A 23,815-nucleotide genomic window follows, 5' to 3' on the forward strand; every position below is an offset into this window, starting at 1 on the left:
GGTGAAAAAATCTGAGGGAGAGGTGCGGGGCGGGGCTTTGAAGCCTTCGCTACACGCGTCGAAGCCCTGAATAGGTAGTTATCCATCTGACGCCACACGTTAGATTTCACGGCTAAGCAAGCTTTCTCTCTGCGTGAAGTCGCATTATCGCGCCGATGCTCATTTTCAAATCAGTTTTTGCTATCAGCCGTTCGTCATTGACATTTAGGCCGCTAGCAACCTGATCAAAGACAATAAGCGCTGAAGCTAAAGCGATCACTGTCGGAGAGAGTTTTGGAATGGTCATTTCAGTCACGACATGGCCATGGGCAGCGATTGTCCGTAATTCTAGAATGTTTCGAACAAGAACACGCTGTTCGTTGCTGGATATGAGTGGTGATATGGTGGAGAATATCTCCTTCAATCGAGTAGGCAGAGACCTCTGGTTCAATTGCTTAATAAGGCCCGTAATACGTTCGACAGAGACGTTTAGCCCGAGTAGTTCCGCTTCTTTAAACGCAGCGAGTGTGACTTTTTCGATTGCTTCTTCCGAATAGGCGCTTATTCCCCCCTTTGAAATACTCTCAACCGCTGCGCATAAATCAACAATGTCGCTCAGATTATATCGCGTATGCATCGTGGAAATGACGCCATTGAGCAAAACCCGGAAACGGCGCCTGTCAGGCTCGCCTAGCAGCCAAGACTGCATCAAATCTGATAATTTGCTACGCTCATTCCATTCACGGAAAGGAACGTTTGCTGGTCCAAAATTCCATGGGTTTGGCCTATGTGAAACGCCGATCAAGTTGGGGAGGTACAAGCTTGCTGATACGGTACGCCTTGAGGTGCCATTGGCTCGTACCCCAACTTTAGAAGGTTCTAACTCCTCGCTAGCGATCTGGGAAAAGAATCGCTTCCAAGACCACGCAGCATCCAACGCATCGTCCAAATTTACGAGTTTGCTCCAATATATACGCGCATAAAATCGAGTCTGAAGATGCAAGCTATTGCCACCGAATCCTGACGATCCTGCACTCACTATCTCATAGCGAGCGTCATCTACGGTAAAGCTGATTATCTTTTTGGGACCGTGAGATATGTAGACCATATCAGGACTAAAAAAGTCATGCGTCCGCACGTAATCTTGGTATTGATTGATCTTATCGGCAGCCGATCTGATCTGCATAAGCTTGTTGAGGATATTTTTTGGAGCTTTATAAAGAGAATGAGATTCTATAAAGTCGTAGCGGAAGAAATCCCCAAATTTATCAATGCTGAATACGATCAGATTTACTTTATTCTGTTTCGATAAAGCCTCGGCGTCAACGGAGACAATGTTTGGAAATATAGTTTCCGTGATTTTTTCGGAATGTATTTGTGATTTCTGAAATCCCATATTTATGCAGTTATGCAAAAAGATCTTTCTTCCGTTTTCTGCTGTGGTCGAAAAAGAAAAAAAGCCCTGACTGTTACTGTATGACCGCGCAGGCTGATGCGAGGTTATCCGTACCAAAGTATCTTTACCCGAAACCGTGAGGGTTCCGGTAGCGTTTGGGTCACGATGATGACCGTGTAAAAGCGTGCCCGAGAAGTCTTTCGCGATTTCGTCAAAGGTCTGCATATTATACCCAGTTTTCAACCAGTTTGAAATTGTCACCCTCGCCAGTGCTTGCGGCAAGGTCAAACACAGCGTTCACTCGAATGTATTTCAGGCCATATTAAAATTGGTGATGCCGAAAACGGCAACGTCCGCTTGTGGCGCTATGGGTGCTTCACGTCTGCTGCGCACAGTTCCCGACGCATTTTATCGCGGCCATCGCCCTCTCCGCCACCCACAAACAAAAACCCCCTCCCTTGCGGGGAGGGGGCGATATCCTGCCGGTGCCGCCCGAAGGCGGCCACTCTAATCCTTAGATCAGCTTGGCGAATGCCACGGCCGTATCCGACATGCGGTTGGAGAAGCCCCATTCGTTGTCGTACCAGGAGAGGATGCGGACGAAATTGCCTTCGAGCACCTTGGTCTGGTCGATCGCGAAGATCGAGGAGTGGCTATCGTGGTTGAAGTCGCGGCTGACGAGCGGTTCGTCGGTGTAGCCGAGGATGCCCTTGAGCTTGCCGTTCGAAGCGGCCTTGATCGCTTCGTTGATTTCGGCGGCCGAGGTCGTCTTCTTGGCGACGAACTTGAAGTCGACGACGGAGACGTTCGGGGTCGGAACGCGGATCGAGGTGCCGTCGAGCTTGCCCTTCAGATGCGGCAGGACGAGTCCGACGGCCTTGGCGGCACCCGTCGAGGTCGGGATCATCGACAGCGCGGCTGCGCGGGCGCGGTAGAGATCCTTGTGCATCGTGTCGAGCGTCGGCTGGTCGCCTGTATAGGAATGGATCGTGGTCATGAAGCCATGATCGATGCCGACGGCGTCGTCGAGGACCTTGACGACCGGAACCAGGCAGTTGGTCGTGCAGGACGCGTTGGAGATGACCAGGTGATCCTTGGTCAGCTGGTCGTGGTTGACACCGTAGACGACGGTCAGGTCGGCGCCGTCGGCAGGCGCCGAGACGATGACGCGCTTGGCGCCGGCCGTCAGGTGGGCGGCGGCCTTGTCGCGGGCGGTGAAGATGCCCGTGCATTCGAGAGCGATGTCGACGCCGAGTTCCTTGTGGGGGAGGGTGGCCGGATCCTTGACGGCGGTGACCTTGATCGGCTTGCCGCCGCCGACGATGATCGTGTCGCCTTCGACCTTCACCTCGGCCGGGAACTTGTTGTGGATCGAATCGTAACGCAGCAGGTGGGCGTTGGTCTCAACCGGGCCGAGATCGTTGATGGCCACGACTTCGATGTCGGTGCGGCCCGATTCCACGATGGCGCGCAGAACGTTGCGGCCGATGCGGCCGAACCCGTTGATGGCAACCTTGACAGTCATTTTACATACTCCCGCTTTTGGCTTGTCTTCGAATGAATGGTTTGGCTCAGGCGAGCTCTTTCTCGGCCGCAGCGACGACCGCTTCGGCGGTGATGCCGAAGTGCTTGTAGAGGTCCTTGGCCGGACCGGAAGCGCCGAAGGACTTCATGCCGATAAAGGTGCCCTTCGGGCCGATGAAATGATCCCAACCTTCGCGCACCGCCGCTTCGACCGCGATCTTGACGGGCGAATTGCCGATGATCGCCTGCTGATAGTCTTCCGACTGGTCCATGAAGAGCTCGACGCAGGGAACCGAAACGACACGGGTGGAGATGCCCTTGCCGTCCAGGATGGCCTGCGCCTTGAGGGCGATTTCCACTTCCGAACCGGACGCGAAGATCGTCACCCTGGCATCGGCCGACGAAACGAGCTCGTAAGCGCCATTGGCGCAGAGGTTCTTCTCTTCGTAGGTCTTGCGGGCCGGCGCCAGGTTCTGGCGGGTCAGCGCCAGGCCCGACGGGCGATGCTTTTCCTTGAGCGCCAGCTGCCAGCACTCGGCGGTTTCGGTCTCGTCGGCCGGGCGGAAGACGAGCAGGTTCGGGATGGCGCGCAGTGCTGCAAGATGTTCGACCGGCTGGTGGGTCGGGCCGTCTTCGCCGACGCCGATCGAGTCATGCGTCCAGACATGCACGACGCGGATGCCCATCAGGGCCGCAAGGCGAACGGAGGGGCGGCAATAATCGGAAAAGATCAGGAAGCCGCCGGAATAGGGGATGAGGCCGCCGTGAAGCGCAATGCCGTTCATCGCCGCGGCGGTCGCATGTTCGCGGATGCCCCAGTGCATGTAGCGGCCGGAGAAGTCGGCGGGCGTGATCGCCTTCATCTGGCTCGTCTTGGTGTTGTTCGACGGCGTCAGGTCGGCGGAGCCGCCGAGCGTTTCCGGAACAAGGCCGTTGATGACTTCGAGCGCGTCTTCGGAGGCCTTGCGGGTCGCGACCGTCGGGTTGTTTTCGGCGATCTTCTTCTTGAAGGCGTCGATGGCGCTGTCGAAACTGCCCGGCAGATCGCCGGCGAAGCGGCGCACGAACTCGGCCTTCTTTTCCGACGGAGTCTGGGCAAGACGGTCTTCCCATTCCTTGCGGGTCTTGGTGGAGCGCAGGCCCGCAAGACGCCAGGCATCGAGCACGTCTGCCGGGACGACGAAGGCTTCCGCTTCCCAGTTGAGCGCCTTGCGGGTGGCGGCGATTTCTTCGGCGCCGAGCGGCGAGCCGTGAACCTTGTGGGTGCCGGCCTTGTTCGGGGCGCCGAAGCCGATGATGGTCTTGGCGGCGATGAAGGTCGGGCGGTCGGACTTCTGCGCGGCTTCGATCGCGGCTGCGATCTGGTCGGTGTCGTGGCCGTCGATCTCGATCGTGTTCCAGTGGGCCGCCTTGAAGCGCATGATCTGGTCGGTGGAGTCCGACAGGCTGACCGGGCCGTCGATGGTGATGTTGTTATTGTCCCAGAAGAGAACGAGCTTGTTGAGCTTCAGGTGGCCGGCGAGCGCAATCGCTTCCTGGCTGATGCCTTCCATCAAGCAGCCGTCGCCGCAGAGCGCGTAGGTGAAGTGGCTCTGCAGGTCGGAGCCGAATTCCAGCTCGAGCTTCTTTTCGGCGATCGCCATGCCGACGGCATTGGCGATGCCCTGGCCGAGCGGGCCGGTGGTGGTTTCGATGCCGGAGGCATGGCCGTATTCCGGATGGCCGGCTGTTTTGGAACCGAGCTGGCGGAACTGCTTGATGTCCTCGATCGTCATGTCCTCGTAGCCCGTCAGGTAGAGGAGCGCGTAGAGCAGCATGGAGCCATGGCCGGCGGAGAGGACGAAACGGTCGCGATCCGGCCACAGCGGGTTCTTCGGATCGAATTTGAGGTAGCGGGTAAAGAGCACGGTCGCGATGTCGGCAGCGCCCATCGGCAGGCCGGGATGGCCGGAATTGGCCTTCTCCACAGCATCCATGGCAAGGAATCGGATCGCATTCGCCATCCGGTTATGTTTGTCGCGAGAGATCATGGCTTATCCGCTTTTTACGGGTGTCGATCACGGTCCCGGTATGGACCGTCTGAGAGCGGGTGATCCTTAGCAGGTGCAACGCGCAAGTCAACAAAAGCGGGGCTTGAACCAAGGCGGAATGGGCAAGTTTCCCGCATACTGCCTCCGCATTGTGCAACGGCATCTTTAAAGCGGGGACATCATCGGCGATCCACAGTTAGGACATGTTCGGGGCGCTTGGATTGATTGACCGCCTCGCGGACGGTGAATAGTCTGCGGAGCTTGTTGGAGAGGTGAACTGTTTCGATTCGGTCCACCTTGCGTATCGACGGAAGGCGTTTCATGCCGGGGGAAAAAACGATCGAAATGGTGATTTCGGAACTCAGGGCTGCCATCGGCGGCCTGGAGAGCGCCGTCGATGCCCGCATCGAGCGCCAGCGGGAAGCCCAGGACGTCGAAGCCGAGGTCCGCCGTGTCCATGCGGATCGTGCGCGCCTTGCCCAGGAGCTCGACCAGTCGCAATTCCGTGCCAACCGCCTTGAAGAGGTCAATCGCGAGGTCTCCCGGCGCCTGGTGACGGCGATGGAAACCATTCGCGCCGTTCTGGATCGCTGACGCCAGAGAACAAAGGGAAGCCCATGGCCCAGGTAACGGTAACGATCGACGGCAAGGCCTATCGCATGGCCTGCGAAGAAGGACAGGAAGACCACCTGACCCATCTCGCCGAGCGTTTCGACCGCTATGTCGGGCATCTGAAGAGCCAGTTCGGCGAAATCGGCGATCTCAGGATCACGGTCATGGCCGGAATCATGATCATGGACGAATTGTCCGAGACGAACCGTCGCATCGCCGCCCTCGAAGCGGAGGTCGCGTCGCTCAAGACGAACAGCGACGGCGTTCTGGAAAATCAGCGCCAAAACGAACAGGTCGTCGTCTCGGCGCTCGGCGAACTCGCCACGCGGCTGGAAAGTCTTACCGCCAAGCTGAACGGACGGGCGCCCGCCTCGGTCAATTGAGATTCGATAAAAAGCTCCGGGACGCCACTGGCGCGGAGTGAAGTCAGGCCTTATATTGCGGCTGCGATCTGCGCCTCTCGACAGGAACCACAATCCCTGGGGCCATACTCGATCCAAAGGGAGCTGTCCCTGACCAGGCCCGTGGGCTTGGTCACACGGTGCCCACCTACGTTTGTAGGCGCCCAGGATCGTAAATCTCCATCGGTTGCCGCGGATCGCACTCTTTCCCAAGCTGTTTTCGGTTTTTCAGGCGCGATACCGAGCCTCTGTTTGAGCGTTCCGGCGGTGCCGATCCCGCTGATTTTGTTCCAGCCATTGCAAAGGGTCGAACCGGACCCTATGATTTCCCGGTGCGAGCGAAGGTGCATAGCTCCGAGAACCGGGCTCCGGTTTTCCGATCTGTGCGCGAGACTTTGCCGATGCGGCGTTCCGGCGCCATCTTCTGGCGAGGCCGTTCTCGAGACGGCTTCTTTGTTTTGCGTGCAGGAATAGTGTCCTAGCTGATGAGCTCCCTTTGTTAACCGAAATCCTCATCGTCATTGCACTCACCGTTCTGAACGGTGTCCTGGCAATGTCGGAACTCGCCGTCGTTTCCTCCCGCCCGGTGCGCCTCAGGGTGATGGCCGAGGCGGGCAATCGCGGAGCGGCGAAGGCGATCGAGCTCGCCGAAGACCCTGGCCGCTTCCTCTCCACGGTCCAGATCGGCATTACCCTTGTCGGCGTGCTGTCGGGTGCGTTTTCCGGCGCCACGCTTGGCGCGCGCTTCACCATCTGGCTGCAAAGCCAAGGATTGACCGAAAATCTTGCCGGCTGGCTCGGGGTTGGCACGGTGGTCGTCGCCATCACCTATCTCTCGCTGATCGTCGGCGAACTGGTGCCGAAGCAAATCGCCTTACGTGCACCGGAAACCGTTGCCGCACGCGTCGCGCCGGCCATGATGCTGCTTTCGAAAGTCGGCGCGCCGCTCGTCTGGTTTCTCGATGTATCCGGCCGCCTGTTGCTGAGCCTGCTCGGCCAGAGGGGCGAATCCAGCGACCGCGTCACCGACGAGGAAATCCGCACAGTGCTTGCGGAAGCCCAGAGCGCCGGCGTGATCGAGACGGAGGAATCCGCCATGATCTCCGGCGTGATGCGGCTTGCGGACCGCACCGCCCGCGGCCTCATGACCCCGCGCCGCGAGGTCGAGGTGATCGATATCGAGGATGACCTCAACGAGATCCGCGCACAGCTGCGCGCCACCCCCCGTTCACGTCTGCCCGTGCGCAACGGCAGTTCCGACGAGATTCTCGGCGTCCTCTTCGTCAAGGACCTTTATGCCTTCATGGCTGGAGACAAACAGTTCGACGTAAAGGCGATCATGCGGGACGCTCCTGTTGTCTCCGACCTCACGGGAGCGCTGGACGTCATCCAGGCGTTGCGGCGGGCGCCCGCGCATATGGTGCTCGTTTATGATGAGTATGGCCATTTCGAAGGTATCATCACCTCCGGCGACATCCTGGAGGCGATAACGGGTGTCTTCCAGGAGGACGAGAAGGAGGAGCCGGCGATCGTTGCGCGCGACGATGGCTCGTTCCTTATTGCCGGTTGGATGCCGGTCGACGAGTTCGCCGACCAGATGGGCCTGCCCATCGGAGACGATCCCGGTTACGAGACCGTTGCCGGTTTCGTGCTCGATGAACTGAAGCACCTGCCGGAACTGGGCGAGAGCTTCACCACCCATGGCTGGACATTCGAGGTGATAGACCTCGACGGCCGTCGCATCGACAAGCTGCTCGTCAGCCGGGCGCTGGAAAAGGCGTGATGTCGAGCGGCCGAGTGAAAGCGCTGCTGCGCAGCGAACGGCTGGCGGCCCGGGATGCCGTACCGCCGGAGGAACGCATCGAAAAAAGCCTTTCGATCGCCTCCCACGGAGCGGCAGCCATCTCTCCGGAGCCTGGCGCCATCGTATCGGGTTTCCTGCCGATCCGATCCGAGGTTGACCTGCGGCCCCTCATGGCGCTTTTGAGGGACAAGGGAGCCAGGCTTTGCGTGCCGGTCATCCTCGACAAACAGACGATCGTGTTCCGCGAACTCGTCAAGGGCGCGGAGCTGGTCGCTGGAACTTTCGGAACCTTCGGGCCGGGCCCGGAGGCGGAAGAACTCGATCCCGACATGATGCTGGTGCCGCTCTCGGCCTTCGATGTGGTTGGTCACCGGATCGGCTACGGCGGCGGTTATTACGATCGGGCCATTCACCGGCTGCAGCAAAAAGGCCTGGACCCGACGCTGATCGGCGTTGCCTTCGACTGCCAGGAAGTGGCATCTGTTCCCGCTGAAACTCACGATATCAGACTTCACGCGATCCTGACGGAGAGCGGCTACCGGCCTTTCGGATAGGCAGGCCAGACAGAGATTGGACAAGAATGCGCCTTTTGTTTCTCGGTGACATGGTGGGCAAGACCGGACGTACGGCGGTCTGGGAAAAGCTACCCGGCCTCGTCTCCGACCTGAAGCTCGACTTCGTCATCGTCAACGGCGAGAATGCCGCCGGCGGCTTCGGCATCACCGAAGATATCTTCCTCGAGACGATCAATGCCGGCGCTGATGTGGTGACGACCGGCAACCATGTCTGGGACCAGAAGGACGCGGTCGGTTTTGCGGGCCGTCACGACCAATTCCTCAGGCCCGCCAACTATCCGGCCGGCACGCCGGGCAGGGGTTCCGGCCTTTATTACGGCCGGAACGGCGCTCGGGTGCTCGTCGCCAACATCATGGGTCGGGTGTTCATGCATCCGGAACTCGACGATCCGTTCAAAAGTGCCGAAGCTATTCTTGCCGCCTGTCCCCTCAAGGAACAGGCGGACGCGATCGTCTTCGATTTCCATGCGGAAGCGACCAGCGAAAAACAGTGTTTCGGCCATTTCGTCGATGGCCGCGCCAGCCTTGTCGTGGGTACGCATACGCATGTCCCGACGGCCGACTGCCAGATCCTGAACGGCGGCACGGGCTACATGTCGGATGCCGGCATGTGCGGGGACTACGACTCCTCGCTTGGCATGGACAAGGAGGAACCGCTCAACCGCTTCATCTCGAAGATGCCGAAAGGCCGGTTCGAGGCGGCAACCGGGCCGGCCACGATCTGCGGCCTCGGCATCGACATCTCCGATTCCACCGGTCTTGCCGAAAGGATCGCGCCCTTGCGGATCGGCCCGCGGCTGGCCGAGACGGTTCCGTCTTTCTGGAATTAAAGGGCTGTAATTGAGGGATGGTCTAAGGCCCAGCCCCCGACCTGAATGTGGGAATGCTTTCAAAATCTCTGTCGCGAAACTTTGACTTTCGCGACAGGATTTTCCGAAAGGATCAGCCACCCCGTTTTTGTCGGAGAAGTTAGGAGTTGCGCAACCTGACGGCCATAGGCTGGCCGTGTGGGAAGCTGACAACCTGCTCTGGTAAAGGCCAATCCGCGATGGCTTCCGGCTCGTCCTCCCCATCAACAGTGGCGGTCTCGAGCCGTGAAGCGAGATGATCTAGCATCGTCCTTGCCTGATGCGACAATTCGGTTGAAACGGGGGAGAGGTCCTTTGATAGACCCCAGTAATCCCACGGTTTCAGTTCCAGTTTACGCAGGGCTGCGATTTCTCGAAGCAGGCTTCCCACGACGAACCATCCTCCGCCAAGGCCGAGGCTCGACACGCCAAATCGCGAGGCGATCTCCGGCTCGTCTTTGACCCGAAACCATGCCTCGCTTGCCGTCAGAAACCGCTCGCGTGGCACATCCAGAGGATCGAAAGAAACTCCTCCTATAGCTGCAAACTCCACATCAAGCCTTTTCCAACGCTCGCCGTCATGCCACTCGCAAAGCCAATGATCCTCCCAATGGTCTTGAACCAGATAATCCGCGAACCCGACACGGAGGCGAGCTGGAGTGCCGCACTCACGAAATCTGCTGACAGCCAGAAGAGCAAAATCCCGACATACACCGCCAACCTTGAGCCGGGAATCGCTTTCGAGGACGTCGCGTTCTACAGCAACAGACAGAATCTCTGCCACGGAACGAAGCTCCAGATCGGCGGCCTGTTCAGGTGTGAAGCCTCGTTCTTCGGATTCGGCCCCGCGAGGATGCTGCATGAATGAGCCAATCCAACGGGCAATTAAATCCGGTTCACTACCACCGCGCATCAACGTTTCGCGATAGGGCCCGGGTTCGGAATAGATGCTATGGGAAGCATAGAAGGTTTTGCGCATTGTCGTCCCTTTCCAGTTGAGGATTGAGACACGACAAGGAGGGCAAATTTTCAAAAATTGTCAATCAGGCGCTGGTCGCAAATCCCGCCTAAAGCGACTGTTTCGCGATTGGGTTCTGCGGCGTCGCTAGGATGGATATCCCGTGACAGTGAGCGGAATGTGTCACGAAGATAATTCGGAAGATGCCCCACCTGAGACAGCCGCGCCGCAAGCGGACTCGGTATCGACATCCGCTTGAATTCCATATTTCTGTGAGGGGCGGTCCGAGCCGCCGCCTCTTTTCCTTTCGTGACTTCGGAAAGCGCCCTTAACTTTCGTCCCCGGTCTCCAGCGGCGCACCTGGAAGATAGAGCATAATCGGGCGTATTTCATATACGGCTGTCGGATTGGCGCGTCGCAGTTCGCGGGCGGCGGCGACGGCGTCGTCCAGCGTGGGGAAGTCAACGACATAAAGGCCAAGCAACTGCTCCTTGGTTTCGGCGAAAGGACCGTCGATGACCAGGCCGTCGCCCGGCCCTCTTAAAGTCACGGCGCCCTGCGTGGGGCCGAGTCTTGCGGCGGGTCCGAGATGCTTCTCGCGAACGAGGCGATCGTTGATCCGCAGCAGCTCCGTCATCAGCGCGTCGTCCTCCTCCTTGCTCCAGGATGAGACCACGCCTTCTTCGTGATAGGCGAGAATGGCATAATACATGGAATTCTTCCTCCCTCGTGTCCCGTCGGTCCGGCAATCTGTTTGAGATTTATAGCGCTTCCTCAAGCAGCGTCAGCAGGCGCCTGAAATGCCGTTCGGAGCCGGCTCTGTCATAAACATTGTGGTCGGGGACGGTCCAGCCATGCGCCATCCCCGCATAGTTTTCGATCGCGTAGTCAACGCCGCCGATGCGTAGCGCCTCGGCAAGGCGGGCGGACTGTTCGGGCGGGAAGCTGTTGTCGACACCCGCCATGCCTACATAGACGCGTGCCTTGATCTTCTCGGCCAGCCGGTGCGGACTGTCTTCCGCGTCGCTGGCAAGATTGCCGCCATGGAAGCTGGCTGCCGCCTTGATGCGGTCGGGATATAGGGCCGCGGCGGTCAGAGCGCGGGCGCCGCCCATGCAATAGCCGACGACGCCGATCGGGCCTGTGACGCCTTCTGCTTCGAGCGCCTCGATGAAGGCCGCGCCGTCACGGGCGGTGAGTTCCTGGCTGGTCGCCTGCATCATGGAGCGGATCTTCGTTTTGGACCCCTCCTCGCTGAACGCAGTCTTTGCGTCGAACGGTTCGTAGGGGCCCGATCGATAATAGAGATCGGGTACGAGCACGATGTAGCCCGCATCGGCGATCCTCTGGCCCATATCGTAAAGGGCCTGGCGCGGACCGAAGGCGTCCATGTAGATGATGATGCCCTTGTCCGTCCGGCTGCTGCCGTGGGCCCTGATGACCGTGGCCTTGGCAACGCCATCGGCAGTCCTGATCTCAATGTCATGCTTCATCAGAGGCTCCACTCAAGACGTGATGGTTCAAGCGCCGGGCGAGCTACATCCGGCGTGGTTCGGCTTGTCAATAGTCAATTCCAGGTGCCGCACCAATGACAGAATTGTGAGACGTTGCGGGATACTTCGGTCTGGACCGGCCTTCAGCATTGCCGCATCTTTCGCGCGGGAATGAACAGGAACGCAGTCCTTGGGAGTGGCATGATGCTACGGGCTCTCGCATTCGGCCTAGCCGGTTTTTTCCTTTGGGCCTTCGCCGCGCCGGCGCAGGACGGCGGACTGCCCGTCAGCCAGTGCCAGGCGATAGCTCAAAAGCTTCCCGGCGTCATGTTTGCGAGTTTCAAGCCCACTAACATGCAACTCGCCCAAGTACAGAAGAACCTTGCCCTTTCGGAAAGGGAGGAGGTTGAGATCACCTTCGTCGGCCATTCCACCTATTTCATCGAAACGCCTGAAGGCATAGGCATCGCCACGGACTACAGCGGCGTCTACCAGCCGACGCGGCTGCCGGACGTGGTAACAATGAACAAGGCCCATTCCACTCATTATTCCCTCCAGCCGGACCCGCAGATCCCGCATGTCCTGCATGGCTGGAGCGACGTTCCGGGTGAGAAGGCCGAGCATCGGCTGATGGTGGGAGATGCCTATATCCGCAATGTCGTTTCCGACATCCGCTCCTGGGGAGGCGGCGTCGAGGAAAACGCCAATTCGATCTTCATCTTCGAAATCGCCGGTCTTTGCATCGGTCATCTCGGCCATCTGCATTTCGAACTGACCGAGGCCCAATATACCGAGATCGGCAGACTGGATATCCTGATGGTGCCGGTCGATGGCGGCTTGACCATGGGGGCGGACAGCATGAGCCGTGTCGTGCAGCGGCTGCGCTCGTCGCTGATCCTGCCGATGCATCGCTGGGGGCCGCCGCTCGACAATTTCCTCGCCATGTTCGACGGTCGGTTCGATATCGCCTATGCGAGAGAAAAAACCCTCAAGGTCTCGATGCGCAGTCTGCCGAAGAAGCCGACGATCATGGTGCCGCAGGGGCTTTGAGCCCCTGCAGGCGTATTCGGCAGCTCAGTGGAACTGCGGGAAGGCGAGGTGCTGCTTGACGCCGACCTCGGGCATCTTCTCGTCCTGGAGGTTGGCCTTGGCGATCTCCCAGCCGAATTTCAGCGAACTGTCGGTCGATGCCCAGATTTCCGCATCCTCGACCCGCAGGGCGAGCATGGTCAACATCGGATCGTCCTTGCCGTTCTCGTACCAGGCCGCTGTGACGGCGCTCCAGTATTCATCGATCTTGGCGGGGTCCTTTCGGATTTCGAGGGTGCCCATGAGGCAGGCGTGGTAGTCGTGATCCTTGCCGACGACGCAGAAATGCGCCTTGGAGCCTGCGCGGACCGCTCGGGCCAGATGCGTGTCGGTCTTGGTGAAGAACCAGATCGTGTTGGTCTTGCGGTCGACATTCGGCGCCATCGGCTGGAAATGCATATGCGAACCTTCGATGCCGAGCATGCCGGCATGGATATTGCTGATCTCGTCCCAGAGCTGACGTTCCGGCGCTTCGCGGGCTTCGGTAAGGCTGGCCATCGAGTGTCTCCTTGTTGTCTGCCAAGGTGACAAAACGACGAGCTTTTGGCTTTGTTCCGGCATCCAGCAGCGCGAAAAGCCTTCTGATCCGCCGCAAAATGCCTTGAACGGCCAAGGCTTCGAAATTATAAGGCGCCATTCCAAACAAGCTAAAGTGTCAGGGGTGCCATGGCTGGCCATTCACAGTTCAAAAACATCATGCACCGCAAGGGCAAGCAGGACTCGATCCGCTCGAAGATGTTCTCCAAGCTCGCCCGCGAAATCACGGTTGCGGCGAAGGCAGGTCTGCCCGACCCGGCGATGAATGCTGCGCTGCGTCTGGCGATCCAGAACGCCAAGGCGCAGTCGATGCCGAAGGACAATATCGACCGCGCCATCAAGAAGGCATCCGGTGCGGACGCGGAAAACTACGATTCCGTCCGCTACGAGGGTTACGGTCCGGGCGGTACGGCCGTCATCGTCGAGGCGCTGACCGACAACCGCAATCGCACCGCCTCCAACGTCCGCTCGATCTTTACCAAGGCCGGCGGTGCACTTGGCGAAACCGGTTCGGTTTCGTTCTCCTTCGACCATGTGGGCGAGATCACCTACAAGGCGAGCGTCGGTGACGCCGACAAGGTGATGGAAGCGGCGATCGAAGCAGGCGCCGACGACGTAACCTCTGACGAGGAGGGCCACACGATCATCTGCGCTTTCGAAAGCCTCGGCGAAGTGTCGAAGGCACTCGAAGCGACACTCGGCCAAGCCGAGACGGTCAAGGTGATCTGGCGGCCGCAGAACACGATCGAGGTGGACGAGGAGAAGGCGCAGTCGCTGCTGAAGCTGATCGACAACCTGGAAGACGATGACGACGTACAGAGCGTCTATTCGAATTTCGAGGTTTCCGACGAGGTCATGGCCAAACTGTCTGCTTGATCCACCGATGAATTCAGGGCCGGCTTTGACCGGCCCTTTTTCGTTCAGGCCCCGACTTTTTCCATCATCGGCAGGCTCGCGAACAGTTCAACCGAGCGGAGCCGGGCCTCGACGTCGTGGATCGGCATGGAGATGATCAGTTCGTCGGCTTGCGTCTCTTCGAGGAAACCCTTCAGCTTCGCCGTAATCGTCGGCACGGAACCGACTGCGGCATAACGAAGCGTATGCTCGACGCTCATCTTCTCCATCGGCGTCCAGATGCCCTCCATGCTGTCGACGGGCTTGGGGAAACGGGTGCGAACATTCTTGCGCAGGTTTACGAACTGCTGTTGTGACGATGTAAAGAGCCGTTCGGCCTCCTCGTCCGTCTCCGCCGCGACGCCCATGACGCCGACCATGACATAGGGCTTGTCGAGTTGGGCCGAGGGCTGGAAGCGCTCACGATAGATGGCAATTGCATCCAAGAGCATGTCCGGCGCGAAATGCGAGGCGAACGCATAGGGCAGGCCGAGAGCGGCGGCGAGATGCGCGCTGTAAAGACTGGAGCCCAGCAACCAGATCGGCACATGCGCATCCATGCCTGGAACGGCAAGCAACGCCTGGTCATCTTCAGGCGCGCCGAGCAACCGCTGCAGTTCGAGGATGTCGTGCGGGAAGTTTTCCGCGCCTGCGTCGAGATTGCGGCGAAGGGCGCTTGCCGTGCGCATATCGGTACCTGGGGCGCGACCAAGACCCAAGTCGACACGGCCGGGCAGCAGGGCCTCCAGCGTTCCGAACTGTTCGGCGATGACGAGCGGCGAGTGGTTGGGCAGCATGATGCCGCCTGAACCGACACGGATGGTTTTCGTCGCCGCGCCGACATGCGAAATCACCAGAGAGGTGGCAGCACTTGCAATGCCCGGCATGCCGTGGTGCTCGGCAAGCCAGACCCGCTTGTAGCCTTGTTCCTCCGCTTTGATCGCCAGGCGGCGGGACTGCTCAAGCGCGTCACGCACGGAATAACCTTCACCAATCGGTGAAAGATCTAGAATGGAAAAGGGAATCATCGGCACGTCCTGGGAGGCGGGATAAGTGACAATAGGCTCGACTTATCTAGGCAGCCCGATGCGGGAATACGACCCCGCCGATCGAAAATGGAAGCAAGAAAAAAGGGCCGCGTCAGCGGCCCCTCGGGATTACGATTTGACGAGCCTCAGATGAAGGCCCCGCGGACCTGAACCGTGCGGGCCGGAACCATGCGGATCGGGATCGTGCGGCGGCTGGACAATGACCGTGACGCGGGCAAAACGGCTGGCCTTCTGATCGATCTCGGCGATTTGCCGGTCAACTCGGTCAAGTGTCAGCGTCGCCATGTCGGCCTTCAGGCCCACGCTGCGTCGCGATTTTGCGGTCTCGTTCAGGTCATCGTAGATGGAGGAGGCGGCATCAGCCTGGCCTTGTGCCGTCTCCGACAGCGTACCGAGATGGTCGGTCAGGGCGTCCAGGTAGAGGCAAAGGGCGTCCAGTTCCCGGCCGATCTGTTGTGTTGCCGAAGACAGCGCTTCCCTGCTTTCGACGGACATAGGACCGGCTTGATTTTCATCCATTTCCGCGATGAGCTTCAGTGCGGTTTCCACCGCTTCCTTAGGTCTGCGGATGTCGACTTGGGCGTTCTGGGCGATCGCTGCTGCGTGTTGCGCGCGAATCTTCTGTTCACGAAGACGCTGAGTGAGGCTGCCGACGTCGGCGAGCGTCCTGGACAGTTGGCGGGTATGCTCCGCGTCGGTTTCGGCGGCCTGCTTAACCCCTTTTCGCAGCGAATCGGATTCCTCACGGAGAAGGCGGGCATTGCCGACGACCGAGTCCATCGTGCCGTTCAAGGTATTCAGACCGCGATTGAAGTCCCGGCGCATTCCCTCCCATTGAGCGGGAAAAAGAGTATCCAGCGTTGTGCCCAGGTCGCCGGCGGCAAAGCGTCTCAGGCCGCCGTCCAGCGCGTTGACGACGACGCGCATCTGCTGCAGTTCCAGTTCATTCCGATCTCGATCCCGTATCATTCGGGCGGCTCCTTATGCTTCGGCCCCCCTTTCTGACCAAGCAACGCGGTGAAAGAAAGTCGGTTGCCCAATTTGGAGCGGTTCTGCCCAAAAGCTTTTCGATATGGTTAACGACGACAGGGCATCAACGGAGGGCATCGCCGGACCATCTGGGGTCGACATGGCGCCTTCTGCGGCAAGGCGGTAGTGTAGCCGGATGACACAAACGATTCGCATCATCGGCATCGATCCGGGACTTCGCCGAACCGGTTGGGGCATTATCGAAACGCTGGGAAACAGCCTGCGCTTCGTCGCTTCAGGCACGGTCACGTCTGACGGAGACATGGATCTCGCATCCCGCCTCTGCCAGCTGCATGACGGGCTGGCCGAAGTGGTGCATGCCTACAAGCCAGATGAGGCGGCGGTCGAGCAGACTTTTGTCAACAAGGATGCGGTGGCGACCCTGAAACTGGGGCAGGCGAGGGGTGTCGTGATGCTGGTGCCGGCGCGGGCCGGCCTGCCGGTCGCCGAATATGCGCCAAATGCCGTCAAGAAGTCCGTCATCGGGGTTGGCCACGGCGAAAAGCAGCAGATCCACATGATGTTGAAGATCCTGATGCCCAAGGCCGAATTCAAGGGCAATGACGCCGCCGACGCCTTGGCGATCGCCATCTGCCATGCCCACAACCGCGGCGGCCACCGCATGCGCGCCGCGCTTGCCGGGTAAGTTTGTTCTTGACTTGTTCTTGTTTCGCGGATAAGTAATACCGCAGAGGTATTACCATGCGCGTCACTGAAAAAGGCCAGGTTACGATCCCGAAGAATGTCCGCTCCAACCTGGGGATCGAGGCGGGCAGCGAGGTGGAGTTTGTTCTTCGCGAGGGGGAGGCCGTACTTCGGCGCGTCGAGCCGTCAAGGGAGGAAGTCGAGCGCGATATACGCGAGCTTGTTGCTCATCTGAGGCGGCATCAGGGTTCCATGTCTCTTGGCGATATGAGCGGCGAGGAATTCTATCGGCTGCTGAGAGACTGACCCCATGGCAACTCTTGTCGATACGAACATCCTCATCGACGTGTTCCATACCCGGACTGCCTTTACCGAATGGTCGACCGAACAGTTGGCGGCGGCCCGGGCCAAGGGGCTCTTGCTGATAAATCCTTTGATTTATGCGGAAATGGCCGCCGGCTACGCGACGAGCGAGGAACTGGAAGCGGCGCTTGCGCCCAGTCTCTTCCGGCGGGAGGATCTTCCTTGGGAAGCGGCGTATGCAGCCGGCCGCGCCTTTCTGCAATATCGCCGCGCTGGCGGGGACAAACGTTCGCCACTTCCCGATTTCTATATCGGTGCCCACGCAGTGGTCAGAGGCTATCGGCTGCTCAGCCGGGATGTTGCCAAATACCGGACCTATTTCCCACTGATCTCCATCATCTCTCCCGAAACTCATCCCTTGTAACCTTAATCGTTGGCGGACTTCTTCCATGATCGGCAAGCTTAAAGGCACCATCGACGAAATCGGCGACGACTACGTGCTCGTCGACGTGCATGGCGTCTGCTACGAGGTCTTCTGTTCGTCGCGGGTGCTGTCGAAGATGGGTTCGGTCGGCGAGGCGGTGGTGCTGTTCATCGAGACCTATGTGCGCGAGGACCAGTTCAAGCTCTTCGGTTTCCTGACGGCGCTGGAGCGGGAATGGTTCAACCTGCTGCAGAGCGTGCAGGGTGTCGGCGCCAAGGTGGCGCTTGCCGTACTTTCCGTTTTGACGCCATCCGAACTCGCCAACGCGATCGCGCTGCAGGACAGGACAACCGTTTCGCGCGCTCCGGGGGTCGGCCCGAAGGTGGCAATGCGCATCGTGACCGAATTGAAGAACAAGGCTCCGGCTTTTGCCGGCGAGGCTTCCGGCAATATCGGCCTCAAGCAGGAGATCGGCGAGGGCGTGGCTTCTGCTCCCGTGGCTGACGCAGTTTCGGCCCTGACCAATCTCGGTTATTCCCGCGACCAGGCTGCGAACGCGGTGGCGGCGGCTCTCAAGAACGGCGGCGAAGGGGCAGACAGCGCCAAACTCATTAGATTGGGGCTGAAGGAATTGGCACGGTAGTGTTGGATGAGCAATTTCTTACTGATATAGTTTGGTAAGAAATGGCAAGAAAGGTAAGAAAAATGGGCGCGCTTACGACCATGACATCCAAGGGACAATTGACCATTCCGAAGGATGTGCGCGAGCAGTTGAAGCTCACGCCCGGTACCCGCTTCTATGTCACTGTCCGCAATGGTGAGGTCGTAGCAATCCCGAAGAACAAAAAGCTTGCGGATCTGGCCGGCATTTTGGGAAATCCCCCTAATGGCAAGGGTTTCACGATCGAGGAGATCGATGAGGCCATCATGGCAGCCGTAGCCGAAGATGACGAACGCATCCGTCGCGAGTGGCAAGAAGGTCAGAAATGATCGGAATTGACACGAATGTCCTGTTGCGATTTCTCGTTCACGATGATCCGGAGCAGGGTGAAAAAGCACGTCAATTCATGACGGAACGCACAGCGGAAGATCCTGCTTATGTCAGCGCGGTGGTGCTGGCTGAAGTCATCTGGTTTCTGCGGCAACGGCTGAATTATTCAAAAGCCCAGATCGTCGATATGCTTCGCCTCCTCATCGCGTCTTCGGAGATAGTCATCGAGCACACGGAAGAACTGGAACTGCTTCTTGCCGGTTCAACATTTCCCGCTGGGGACGTCGCCGACTATCTTGTGGCTTGGAGCGCCGGCAGGGTCGGTTGCCGCAAAGTCATCACCTTTGACCGTAAGGCTGCTCAGGCCGTACCCGGAATGGAACTTCTCGCATGACCGAACCTGCCCGCCTGATAACGCCGGAAAAGCGGGGCGAAGACCTGGATACGACACTGCGTCCGCAGTCGCTGGACGAGTTTACCGGCCAGGCGGAGGCGCGCGCCAACCTCAAAGTCTTCATCGAAGCGGCCAGGAATCGCGGCGAGGCGCTCGACCACGTTCTCTTCGTCGGTCCGCCGGGCCTCGGCAAAACAACGCTCGCCCAGATCATGGCGAAAGAACTTGGTGTGAACTTCCGCTCCACATCCGGCCCCGTCATCGCCAAGGCGGGAGATCTTGCAGCACTGCTGACCAATCTCGAAGAGCGCGACGTGCTGTTCATCGACGAAATTCACCGGCTCAATCCGGCGGTCGAGGAAATCCTCTATCCCGCTATGGAGGATTTCCAGCTCGACCTCATCATCGGCGAAGGACCGGCCGCCCGCTCAGTAAAGATCGACCTGTCGAAATTTACGCTGGTCGCAGCCACCACCCGTCTCGGTCTTCTGACGACACCGCTCCGCGACCGCTTCGGCATTCCGGTACGGCTGGCGTTCTACACGGTCGAGGAACTGGAACTGATCGTCAGGCGCGGCGCGCGGCTGATGAACCTGCCGATGACCGATGACGGTGCGCGCGAAATCGCCCGCCGTGCCCGTGGTACGCCCCGCATCGCCGGCCGGCTGTTGCGGCGGGTGCGCGATTTTGCTGAAGTGGCGAAGGCCGAAGCCGTGACCCGCGAGATTGCCGACGAGGCGCTGACGCGGCTTCTGGTCGACAATATGGGCCTCGACCAGCTCGACAAGCGTTACCTCAACATGATCGCGGTGAATTTCGGCGGCGGGCCTGTCGGCATTGAGACGATTGCGGCTGGGCTTTCCGAGCCCCGAGACGCGATTGAGGATATCATCGAGCCCTATATGATCCAGCAGGGTTTTATCCAGCGCACCCCGCGCGGCCGTGTTTTGACCGCAACGGCGTGGAAACATCTGGGACTTCAGCCGCCCAAGGATCTCGAAGCGGCGCAGTTCAGGATGAATCTCGAGGATGACTGAGTGATTACTCGCCGCGGCTTCTTCAAGACGCTGGGCGCCAGCTTCGCGGCGATGGTGGCGTTTGGTGGTTATGCCGTGGCGGAGCCGCTGGTCCGCCTGCGGGCCACCTATTATGCGCTAACGCCGCCTGAATGGACGCCCGGCCTGAAACTGCGCGTGGTGGCCCTGGCGGATTTCCATGCGTGCCAGCCCTGGATGACTGCCGAGCGGATCGCCGCCATCTGCCGGCAGGCGAATGCGCTTCAGCCGGACGTGATCCTGTTGCTCGGCGACTATGTCTCCGGCATGCGCCTCGTGCTGGACCGAGTGAGCCCCGACCTCTGGGCCAAGGCGCTATCGATCCTGCAGGCGCCGCTCGGCGTGCATGCGGTGCTTGGCAACCACGACTGGTGGGAAGATCCGGAAGTCCAGGCGAATGGCGGCGGCATTCCCTTCGCCCGCCGAGCCTTGGAGGGGGTGGGCATTCCCGTTTACAGCAATCGTTCGGTTCGGCTCGAAAAGGACGGCAGAGCTTTCTGGCTGGCAGGCCTCGAGGATCAGATCGGTCTTCTGCCGGACCGAAAGATCGGCCGCTGGGGGCAGGGCAAACATGATCTTGCCGGCACGCTCGCCCAGGTGAGTGACGACGCGCCGATCATCCTCATGGCGCACGAGCCGGATATCTTCCCGATGGTGCCGGAACGCGTCGCTCTCACCCTTTCCGGCCACACCCATGGTGGCCAGGTGCGGTTGTTCGGCTATGCGCCGGTCGTGCCGTCGCGTTTTGGCGATCGGTATGTTTACGGCCATGTGCAGGAGGGGCGCCGCAATATCATCATCTCCGGTGGGCTTGGCTGTTCCGGCCTGCCGATCCGCGTCGGCGCCCCGCCGGAAATCGTCGTCATTGAGCTCGGGTGATAGCGTGAAGGACAGGATCCTCATTCGCATCGAAACGGATGCTCGTCGTGTTTTCCAGATGCGCGTTGCCGGACTTTGCTTTCGCGATGGCCATGTCCTGGTGCATCGCGCTGTCCATGAAACCTTCTGGACCTTACCCGGCGGACGCGCCGAAATCGGAGAGACTTCGGAAGAGACCCTCAAACGGGAAATGATCGAGGAACTCGGGGTTACTGTCACGGTTGGACGCCTTCTCTGGGCGGTCGAGAATTTCTTTCACTACGAAATCAGGGACTGCCACGAATTAGGGCTTTATTACCTGATGGAGCTACCGCCCTCGTTTCCATTCCATCCGCGCGACATCGTCCATCGGGTCATTGACGGGCACGAGTTGGAGTTCAAGTGGGTGCCGGCGACCACGGCAGCGTTGAGAGCACTCGACATCCTGCCCTATTTCGTCGCGGAAGAGATAGAGCGACTGCCGGAGAGCCCTCGCCATCTGGTCTGGCGCGATAGTGATCTCGATCTTAAGCCGTAATCTCTGGAACATCTGAGCACGGCAGCCCGTTCTTCTGCGCAAGAAGGAGAAGGCCATGCAAGACATCAGCGTCGGACATGAAGTGAAATGGAAATGGGGCCGCGGTGAAGCCGAAGGCAAAGTAACCGAGAAGTTTACCGAGGACGTCGAGCGGAAGATCAAAGGCAAGACGGTCAAGAGAAAAGGGGACAAAAAGGAGCCTGTCTTTCTAATCGAGCGGAAAAGCGGTGATCGTGTGCTGAAAAGCCAGTCCGAGCTGGGGAAGAGCCATGGCTGAGGAACGTCCCGATCGTATCCCCCCGGTGGAGGTCGCGGCTGCCGCCGAGAAGGGCCTGAAATTGCGGGCGCAGTATCGGCGCGGCGGAACGACTGCCGGTATCGCACGTGCCAAGGATCTGAAAAACCGGAAACCGGTTTCGGAGCAGACCATCCGCAAAATGGTCAGCTATTTTTCCCGGCATCGGACCGAAAAACGAGCCGACAATTTCGGCGACGAGGAAAACGCCTCGACTGGCTACATAGCCTGGCTGCTCTGGGGCGGTGACGCCGGAGCGAAATGGGCGGAGCAGCACAAGAAGGCGCTGGATAAAGCCAAAGAGGAGGCGAAGATGCGGCGCTTCAGGCCGCGGCACCAGGAGAATTCGCCAAATCCCTGACGGTCTCCCGCAGAAGTGCCAGCCCGCCCGGCTCCCAGCCCAGTGCATTGATCCTGGCAGTGGACATCACGTTGACCGCCGCGCGATCGCCAGGCGGCGGGAGTGGATGAGGACGGTGCGGCAGGCAGCCGAGGATTTCACGAGTATCGGTGAGGATGTCGGAAACGTTGAAGACCTGCCCGTCGATCACGCCCGCTTCGGTTTCCAGCATCAGGCGCACCGCCGCGGCCACATCGCGGCCGTGAACCTCCGTTCCAGCGCGGGACGGGACGGGTCGACCAGCGAGATAGTCCGCAATCAGCGGGTCCCATTTGTTCGGTTGCCGATTGCCGTAAACGCCGGTCAGCCTCAGGCTTGCGGTCGTAAAGCCCGGTTGGGAAAGAGCCGACAGCGCCCGTTCGCCGTCAAGCTTTATTTCACCGTAAAGACTGTCCGGCTGCAGCAGGAGGTTTTCGGTGAGTTCCGTGCCGGAGGGCAGGCCGTCATAGACGGCGCGGCTGGAGAGAAAGACGGCGCGCCGCGTACCGGCCCGGCGTGCCGTTTCGAAGAGCTTGACGCTGCCGTCGAGGTTCAGCCGGCGGAATTGGACGGGATCGCCTCCTTCGCCGCCGCGGTATTTTCCCGGGACATGATCAAACGCCGCGTGAACGAAAAAATAGGCGTCATCGAAGGCTTCGGTCTGGTCGAGGTCCGGTTCAAGGAAAAGCGGCACGAAGCCGACCGGTTTCGAAAAGGCTTCCGGATCGGGCGGTACGCGGCCACCGACGATCACCTTATATCCGGCGCCAAGCAATCCCTCGACGACATGGCGACCAACCAGGCCTGTTCCTCCCGAGACCAAGACCTTCATGCCGCCCCTCCCGGTTTCGGCAGCGAGCCGAGATCTGGCAAGTCGCGGTCTTCGTAAAAGGCATGCCAGAGGTCGATCAGGGGGCCCAGCCGGTCGGCTTTCGGATGGTGCTTTTCCCAGGGCTTTTCATATTGGTAGTGGAGGACGGCAATGCTCTGCCAATCCCAGAGGGCCGGCATGTTAAACCACACATATTGCAGCATGTTCATGAAGACCGGCAGGCCGTGCCAGTCGGGAAAGAACGTTTCCAAAAAGGTCTGGTCGGTGCGCCGCCAGAAGGCGTCCGGCTGGTCGAGTGCCGCCAGCATTTCGGCAAATGTGTCCGCCGAAGGTTTTGCGACGAAGACGCCGGAATTCAGCCGGTGAAAGTCGGCGAGGCTTTCGTAGACATTCGGAGCGGCGGAAAATTCCGGGTAGGCGAACAGTTTGTCGATGGGTTTCAGCACCAGCGCGTCGGCGTCGATGAAGACCACCTTGTCATACTCGACGAGCTGCCAGAGCCGGAGCTTGCAGAAATTGTCGAGCGGCGTGTGGAAGTCCGGCTTGCGCCCCTTGGTGAAGGGGGCTGATCCGTGCAGCCTGTCTTTGCCGTGGCGTTCGTTGAAGGCGTCCGAGAGCGGCAGGTGGTCGGTTTCGACAAGGCGGCAGCCCAGAGCTTCGAGCGGGGAGAGAGAGGGGCGCTCGACGCCGCCGGTATGGAGGATGACGATATCGGCGCCCGTGCCGGTGCGGCGGATGGAGCGGGCCAGCGCAGTGGCGCCCATGGCATAGTCGGCATTGGTGACGAGGGTGACGAAAGCGTTGGTCATGAAGGGTAGTGCCCCGTTGCGATCCCTCTCCTTCGTCATGCTCGGGACAAGCCCGAGGAATGACGAAAGCTGAT

Annotated in this window: 29 protein-coding genes and 1 other RNA gene; 19 read left to right on the forward strand and 11 right to left on the reverse strand. The window is 59.7% G+C overall.

The features are described from left to right. Positions 1 to 112 precede the first annotated feature (112 nt). The 3 genes from C5L12_RS24935 to tkt form a co-directional block, all read right to left on the reverse strand. Positions 113 to 1,600 carry an ApeA N-terminal domain 1-containing protein gene (locus C5L12_RS24935; protein ID WP_157949116.1) on the reverse strand — a complete coding sequence of 496 codons (1,488 nt, stop codon included), beginning with the start codon at positions 1,598 to 1,600 and terminating at the stop codon, positions 113 to 115. Positions 1,601 to 1,889: 289 nt separating this feature from the next. Further along, complete coding sequence (gene gap, locus C5L12_RS24940; RefSeq protein WP_105374753.1) at positions 1,890 to 2,900, reverse strand: type I glyceraldehyde-3-phosphate dehydrogenase; 1,011 nt, start codon at positions 2,898 to 2,900, stop codon at positions 1,890 to 1,892. Positions 2,901 to 2,946: 46 nt separating this feature from the next. Beyond that, complete coding sequence (gene tkt, locus C5L12_RS24945; RefSeq protein WP_105374754.1) at positions 2,947 to 4,929, reverse strand: transketolase; 1,983 nt, start codon at positions 4,927 to 4,929, stop codon at positions 2,947 to 2,949. Between the two features lie 321 nt (positions 4,930 to 5,250). Between tkt and C5L12_RS24950 the strand changes: the two genes are divergently transcribed. From C5L12_RS24950 to C5L12_RS24975, 6 genes are all read left to right on the forward strand, one after another. Further along, positions 5,251 to 5,523, forward strand: coding sequence for a DUF4164 domain-containing protein (locus C5L12_RS24950; protein WP_105374755.1), 273 nt, complete (start codon positions 5,251 to 5,253; stop codon positions 5,521 to 5,523). Between the two features lie 23 nt (positions 5,524 to 5,546). Next, entirely contained in the window at positions 5,547 to 5,924 is a 378-nt protein-coding gene (locus C5L12_RS24955) for a cell division protein ZapA (protein WP_105374756.1), read from the forward strand. Between the two features lie 62 nt (positions 5,925 to 5,986). Then, positions 5,987 to 6,145, forward strand: a non-coding RNA gene (gene ssrS, locus C5L12_RS24960) — 6S RNA. A 293-nt stretch (positions 6,146 to 6,438) separates the two neighbouring features. Next, the gene (locus C5L12_RS24965; RefSeq protein ID WP_105374757.1) at positions 6,439 to 7,725 is read left to right on the forward strand and encodes a hemolysin family protein; all 1,287 of its coding nucleotides are present in this window, start codon (positions 6,439 to 6,441) and stop codon (positions 7,723 to 7,725) included. Beyond that, complete coding sequence (locus C5L12_RS24970) at positions 7,725 to 8,300, forward strand: 5-formyltetrahydrofolate cyclo-ligase (RefSeq protein WP_105374758.1); 576 nt, start codon at positions 7,725 to 7,727, stop codon at positions 8,298 to 8,300. Before C5L12_RS24965 ends, C5L12_RS24970 begins: the two co-directional genes overlap by 1 nt. Before the next feature lie 26 nt (positions 8,301 to 8,326). Next, the gene (locus tag C5L12_RS24975; protein ID WP_105374759.1) at positions 8,327 to 9,151 is read left to right on the forward strand and encodes a TIGR00282 family metallophosphoesterase; all 825 of its coding nucleotides are present in this window, start codon (positions 8,327 to 8,329) and stop codon (positions 9,149 to 9,151) included. Positions 9,152 to 9,290: 139 nt separating this feature from the next. On the opposite strand, the gene C5L12_RS24980 is transcribed toward C5L12_RS24975, so the two are convergent. The 3 genes from C5L12_RS24980 to C5L12_RS24990 form a co-directional block, all read right to left on the reverse strand. Then, entirely contained in the window at positions 9,291 to 10,148 is an 858-nt protein-coding gene (locus tag C5L12_RS24980) for a transglutaminase-like domain-containing protein (protein ID WP_105374760.1), read from the reverse strand. Between the two features lie 307 nt (positions 10,149 to 10,455). Then, complete coding sequence (locus C5L12_RS24985) at positions 10,456 to 10,839, reverse strand: YciI family protein (RefSeq protein WP_105374761.1); 384 nt, start codon at positions 10,837 to 10,839, stop codon at positions 10,456 to 10,458. 49 nt (positions 10,840 to 10,888) lie between these two features. Then, positions 10,889 to 11,620: a dienelactone hydrolase family protein gene (locus C5L12_RS24990; RefSeq protein WP_105374762.1), complete on the reverse strand. Its 732-nt coding sequence runs from the start codon at positions 11,618 to 11,620 to the stop codon at positions 10,889 to 10,891. A 201-nt stretch (positions 11,621 to 11,821) separates the two neighbouring features. Between C5L12_RS24990 and C5L12_RS24995 the strand changes: the two genes are divergently transcribed. Beyond that, positions 11,822 to 12,670: an MBL fold metallo-hydrolase gene (locus C5L12_RS24995; RefSeq protein WP_105374763.1), complete on the forward strand. Its 849-nt coding sequence runs from the start codon at positions 11,822 to 11,824 to the stop codon at positions 12,668 to 12,670. 24 nt (positions 12,671 to 12,694) lie between these two features. Here C5L12_RS24995 and C5L12_RS25000 read toward each other — a convergent pair whose 3' ends face one another. Continuing rightward, entirely contained in the window at positions 12,695 to 13,207 is a 513-nt protein-coding gene (locus C5L12_RS25000) for a pyridoxamine 5'-phosphate oxidase family protein (RefSeq protein ID WP_105374764.1), read from the reverse strand. 168 nt (positions 13,208 to 13,375) lie between these two features. Here C5L12_RS25000 and C5L12_RS25005 point away from each other — a divergent pair, with 168 nt between their 5' ends. Next, positions 13,376 to 14,122: a YebC/PmpR family DNA-binding transcriptional regulator gene (locus C5L12_RS25005; RefSeq protein WP_105374765.1), complete on the forward strand. Its 747-nt coding sequence runs from the start codon at positions 13,376 to 13,378 to the stop codon at positions 14,120 to 14,122. A 44-nt stretch (positions 14,123 to 14,166) separates the two neighbouring features. On the opposite strand, the gene C5L12_RS25010 is transcribed toward C5L12_RS25005, so the two are convergent. Together C5L12_RS25010 and C5L12_RS25015 are read right to left on the reverse strand one after the other, a co-directional pair. Beyond that, positions 14,167 to 15,168 (reverse strand): LLM class flavin-dependent oxidoreductase, encoded by a 1,002-nt coding sequence (locus C5L12_RS25010; protein WP_105374766.1) that lies wholly within the window; start codon positions 15,166 to 15,168, stop codon positions 14,167 to 14,169. Between the two features lie 129 nt (positions 15,169 to 15,297). Then, entirely contained in the window at positions 15,298 to 16,158 is an 861-nt protein-coding gene (locus C5L12_RS25015) for a methyl-accepting chemotaxis protein (protein ID WP_105374767.1), read from the reverse strand. A 196-nt stretch (positions 16,159 to 16,354) separates the two neighbouring features. On the opposite strand from C5L12_RS25015, the gene ruvC reads away from it, so the two are divergent. From ruvC to C5L12_RS25070, 11 genes are all read left to right on the forward strand, one after another. Continuing rightward, positions 16,355 to 16,864 carry a crossover junction endodeoxyribonuclease RuvC gene (gene ruvC, locus C5L12_RS25020; protein WP_105374768.1) on the forward strand — a complete coding sequence of 170 codons (510 nt, stop codon included), beginning with the start codon at positions 16,355 to 16,357 and terminating at the stop codon, positions 16,862 to 16,864. A 56-nt stretch (positions 16,865 to 16,920) separates the two neighbouring features. Then, positions 16,921 to 17,169, forward strand: a complete 249-nt coding sequence (locus C5L12_RS25025) for an AbrB/MazE/SpoVT family DNA-binding domain-containing protein (RefSeq protein WP_105374769.1) — start codon at positions 16,921 to 16,923, stop codon at positions 17,167 to 17,169. A gap of 4 nt (positions 17,170 to 17,173) precedes the next feature. Next, positions 17,174 to 17,590, forward strand: coding sequence for a type II toxin-antitoxin system VapC family toxin (locus tag C5L12_RS25030; RefSeq protein WP_105374770.1), 417 nt, complete (start codon positions 17,174 to 17,176; stop codon positions 17,588 to 17,590). A 25-nt stretch (positions 17,591 to 17,615) separates the two neighbouring features. Continuing rightward, complete coding sequence (ruvA, locus tag C5L12_RS25035) at positions 17,616 to 18,233, forward strand: Holliday junction branch migration protein RuvA (RefSeq protein ID WP_105374771.1); 618 nt, start codon at positions 17,616 to 17,618, stop codon at positions 18,231 to 18,233. A gap of 62 nt (positions 18,234 to 18,295) precedes the next feature. Next, entirely contained in the window at positions 18,296 to 18,580 is a 285-nt protein-coding gene (locus C5L12_RS25040; protein WP_105374772.1) for an AbrB/MazE/SpoVT family DNA-binding domain-containing protein, read from the forward strand. Then, on the forward strand, positions 18,577 to 18,975 hold the full coding sequence (locus C5L12_RS25045) for a type II toxin-antitoxin system VapC family toxin (protein WP_105374773.1): 399 nt from the start codon (positions 18,577 to 18,579) through the stop codon (positions 18,973 to 18,975). Before C5L12_RS25040 ends, C5L12_RS25045 begins: the two co-directional genes overlap by 4 nt. Next, positions 18,972 to 20,012 carry a Holliday junction branch migration DNA helicase RuvB gene (ruvB, locus tag C5L12_RS25050; protein WP_105374774.1) on the forward strand — a complete coding sequence of 347 codons (1,041 nt, stop codon included), beginning with the start codon at positions 18,972 to 18,974 and terminating at the stop codon, positions 20,010 to 20,012. Before C5L12_RS25045 ends, ruvB begins: the two co-directional genes overlap by 4 nt. Beyond that, positions 20,013 to 20,909: a metallophosphoesterase gene (locus tag C5L12_RS25055; RefSeq protein WP_105374775.1), complete on the forward strand. Its 897-nt coding sequence runs from the start codon at positions 20,013 to 20,015 to the stop codon at positions 20,907 to 20,909. It abuts the gene before it with no gap. Positions 20,910 to 20,913: 4 nt separating this feature from the next. Beyond that, entirely contained in the window at positions 20,914 to 21,426 is a 513-nt protein-coding gene (locus C5L12_RS25060) for an NUDIX hydrolase (protein ID WP_425350827.1), read from the forward strand. 55 nt (positions 21,427 to 21,481) lie between these two features. Beyond that, entirely contained in the window at positions 21,482 to 21,703 is a 222-nt protein-coding gene (locus tag C5L12_RS25065; protein ID WP_105374776.1) for a hypervirulence associated TUDOR domain-containing protein, read from the forward strand. Then, positions 21,696 to 22,082, forward strand: coding sequence for a hypothetical protein (locus tag C5L12_RS25070; protein ID WP_105374777.1), 387 nt, complete (start codon positions 21,696 to 21,698; stop codon positions 22,080 to 22,082). Before C5L12_RS25065 ends, C5L12_RS25070 begins: the two co-directional genes overlap by 8 nt. On the opposite strand, the gene C5L12_RS25075 is transcribed toward C5L12_RS25070, so the two are convergent. Next, complete coding sequence (locus C5L12_RS25075) at positions 22,045 to 22,932, reverse strand: NAD-dependent epimerase/dehydratase family protein (protein WP_105374778.1); 888 nt, start codon at positions 22,930 to 22,932, stop codon at positions 22,045 to 22,047. The genes C5L12_RS25070 and C5L12_RS25075 overlap by 38 nt on opposite strands. Beyond that, positions 22,929 to 23,780, reverse strand: coding sequence for a glycosyltransferase (locus C5L12_RS25080; RefSeq protein ID WP_245423021.1), 852 nt, complete (start codon positions 23,778 to 23,780; stop codon positions 22,929 to 22,931). Before C5L12_RS25080 ends, C5L12_RS25075 begins: the two co-directional genes overlap by 4 nt. Positions 23,781 to 23,815 lie beyond the last annotated feature (35 nt).

The sequence above is a fragment of the Neorhizobium huautlense genome, assembly GCF_002968575.1.
Taxonomy (GTDB): domain Bacteria; phylum Pseudomonadota; class Alphaproteobacteria; order Rhizobiales; family Rhizobiaceae; genus Neorhizobium; species Neorhizobium huautlense.

Coding starts and splice junctions, on each gene's coding strand:
- C5L12_RS24985 (WP_105374761.1), bottom strand. CDS start 10,839: ATGTATTATGCCATTCTCGCCTATCACGAAGAAGGCGTGGTCTCATCC.
- C5L12_RS24975 (WP_105374759.1), top strand. CDS start 8,327: ATGCGCCTTTTGTTTCTCGGTGACATGGTGGGCAAGACCGGACGTACG.
- ruvC (WP_105374768.1), top strand. CDS start 16,355: ATGACACAAACGATTCGCATCATCGGCATCGATCCGGGACTTCGCCGA.
- C5L12_RS25065 (WP_105374776.1), top strand. CDS start 21,482: ATGCAAGACATCAGCGTCGGACATGAAGTGAAATGGAAATGGGGCCGC.
- C5L12_RS24970 (WP_105374758.1), top strand. CDS start 7,725: ATGTCGAGCGGCCGAGTGAAAGCGCTGCTGCGCAGCGAACGGCTGGCG.
- C5L12_RS25015 (WP_105374767.1), bottom strand. CDS start 16,158: ATGATACGGGATCGAGATCGGAATGAACTGGAACTGCAGCAGATGCGC.
- C5L12_RS24950 (WP_105374755.1), top strand. CDS start 5,251: ATGCCGGGGGAAAAAACGATCGAAATGGTGATTTCGGAACTCAGGGCT.
- ruvB (WP_105374774.1), top strand. CDS start 18,972: ATGACCGAACCTGCCCGCCTGATAACGCCGGAAAAGCGGGGCGAAGAC.
- C5L12_RS25000 (WP_105374764.1), bottom strand. CDS start 13,207: ATGGCCAGCCTTACCGAAGCCCGCGAAGCGCCGGAACGTCAGCTCTGG.
- C5L12_RS25025 (WP_105374769.1), top strand. CDS start 16,921: ATGCGCGTCACTGAAAAAGGCCAGGTTACGATCCCGAAGAATGTCCGC.
- gap (WP_105374753.1), bottom strand. CDS start 2,900: ATGACTGTCAAGGTTGCCATCAACGGGTTCGGCCGCATCGGCCGCAAC.
- C5L12_RS24980 (WP_105374760.1), bottom strand. CDS start 10,148: ATGCGCAAAACCTTCTATGCTTCCCATAGCATCTATTCCGAACCCGGG.
- C5L12_RS25010 (WP_105374766.1), bottom strand. CDS start 15,168: ATGATTCCCTTTTCCATTCTAGATCTTTCACCGATTGGTGAAGGTTAT.
- ruvA (WP_105374771.1), top strand. CDS start 17,616: ATGATCGGCAAGCTTAAAGGCACCATCGACGAAATCGGCGACGACTAC.
- C5L12_RS25045 (WP_105374773.1), top strand. CDS start 18,577: ATGATCGGAATTGACACGAATGTCCTGTTGCGATTTCTCGTTCACGAT.
- C5L12_RS25080 (WP_245423021.1), bottom strand. CDS start 23,780: ATGACGAAGGAGAGGGATCGCAACGGGGCACTACCCTTCATGACCAAC.
- C5L12_RS25070 (WP_105374777.1), top strand. CDS start 21,696: ATGGCTGAGGAACGTCCCGATCGTATCCCCCCGGTGGAGGTCGCGGCT.
- C5L12_RS24935 (WP_157949116.1), bottom strand. CDS start 1,600: ATGCAGACCTTTGACGAAATCGCGAAAGACTTCTCGGGCACGCTTTTA.
- C5L12_RS24995 (WP_105374763.1), top strand. CDS start 11,822: ATGATGCTACGGGCTCTCGCATTCGGCCTAGCCGGTTTTTTCCTTTGG.
- tkt (WP_105374754.1), bottom strand. CDS start 4,929: ATGATCTCTCGCGACAAACATAACCGGATGGCGAATGCGATCCGATTC.
- C5L12_RS25075 (WP_105374778.1), bottom strand. CDS start 22,932: ATGAAGGTCTTGGTCTCGGGAGGAACAGGCCTGGTTGGTCGCCATGTC.
- C5L12_RS25005 (WP_105374765.1), top strand. CDS start 13,376: ATGGCTGGCCATTCACAGTTCAAAAACATCATGCACCGCAAGGGCAAG.
- C5L12_RS25040 (WP_105374772.1), top strand. CDS start 18,296: ATGGGCGCGCTTACGACCATGACATCCAAGGGACAATTGACCATTCCG.
- C5L12_RS25030 (WP_105374770.1), top strand. CDS start 17,174: ATGGCAACTCTTGTCGATACGAACATCCTCATCGACGTGTTCCATACC.
- C5L12_RS24955 (WP_105374756.1), top strand. CDS start 5,547: ATGGCCCAGGTAACGGTAACGATCGACGGCAAGGCCTATCGCATGGCC.
- C5L12_RS24990 (WP_105374762.1), bottom strand. CDS start 11,620: ATGAAGCATGACATTGAGATCAGGACTGCCGATGGCGTTGCCAAGGCC.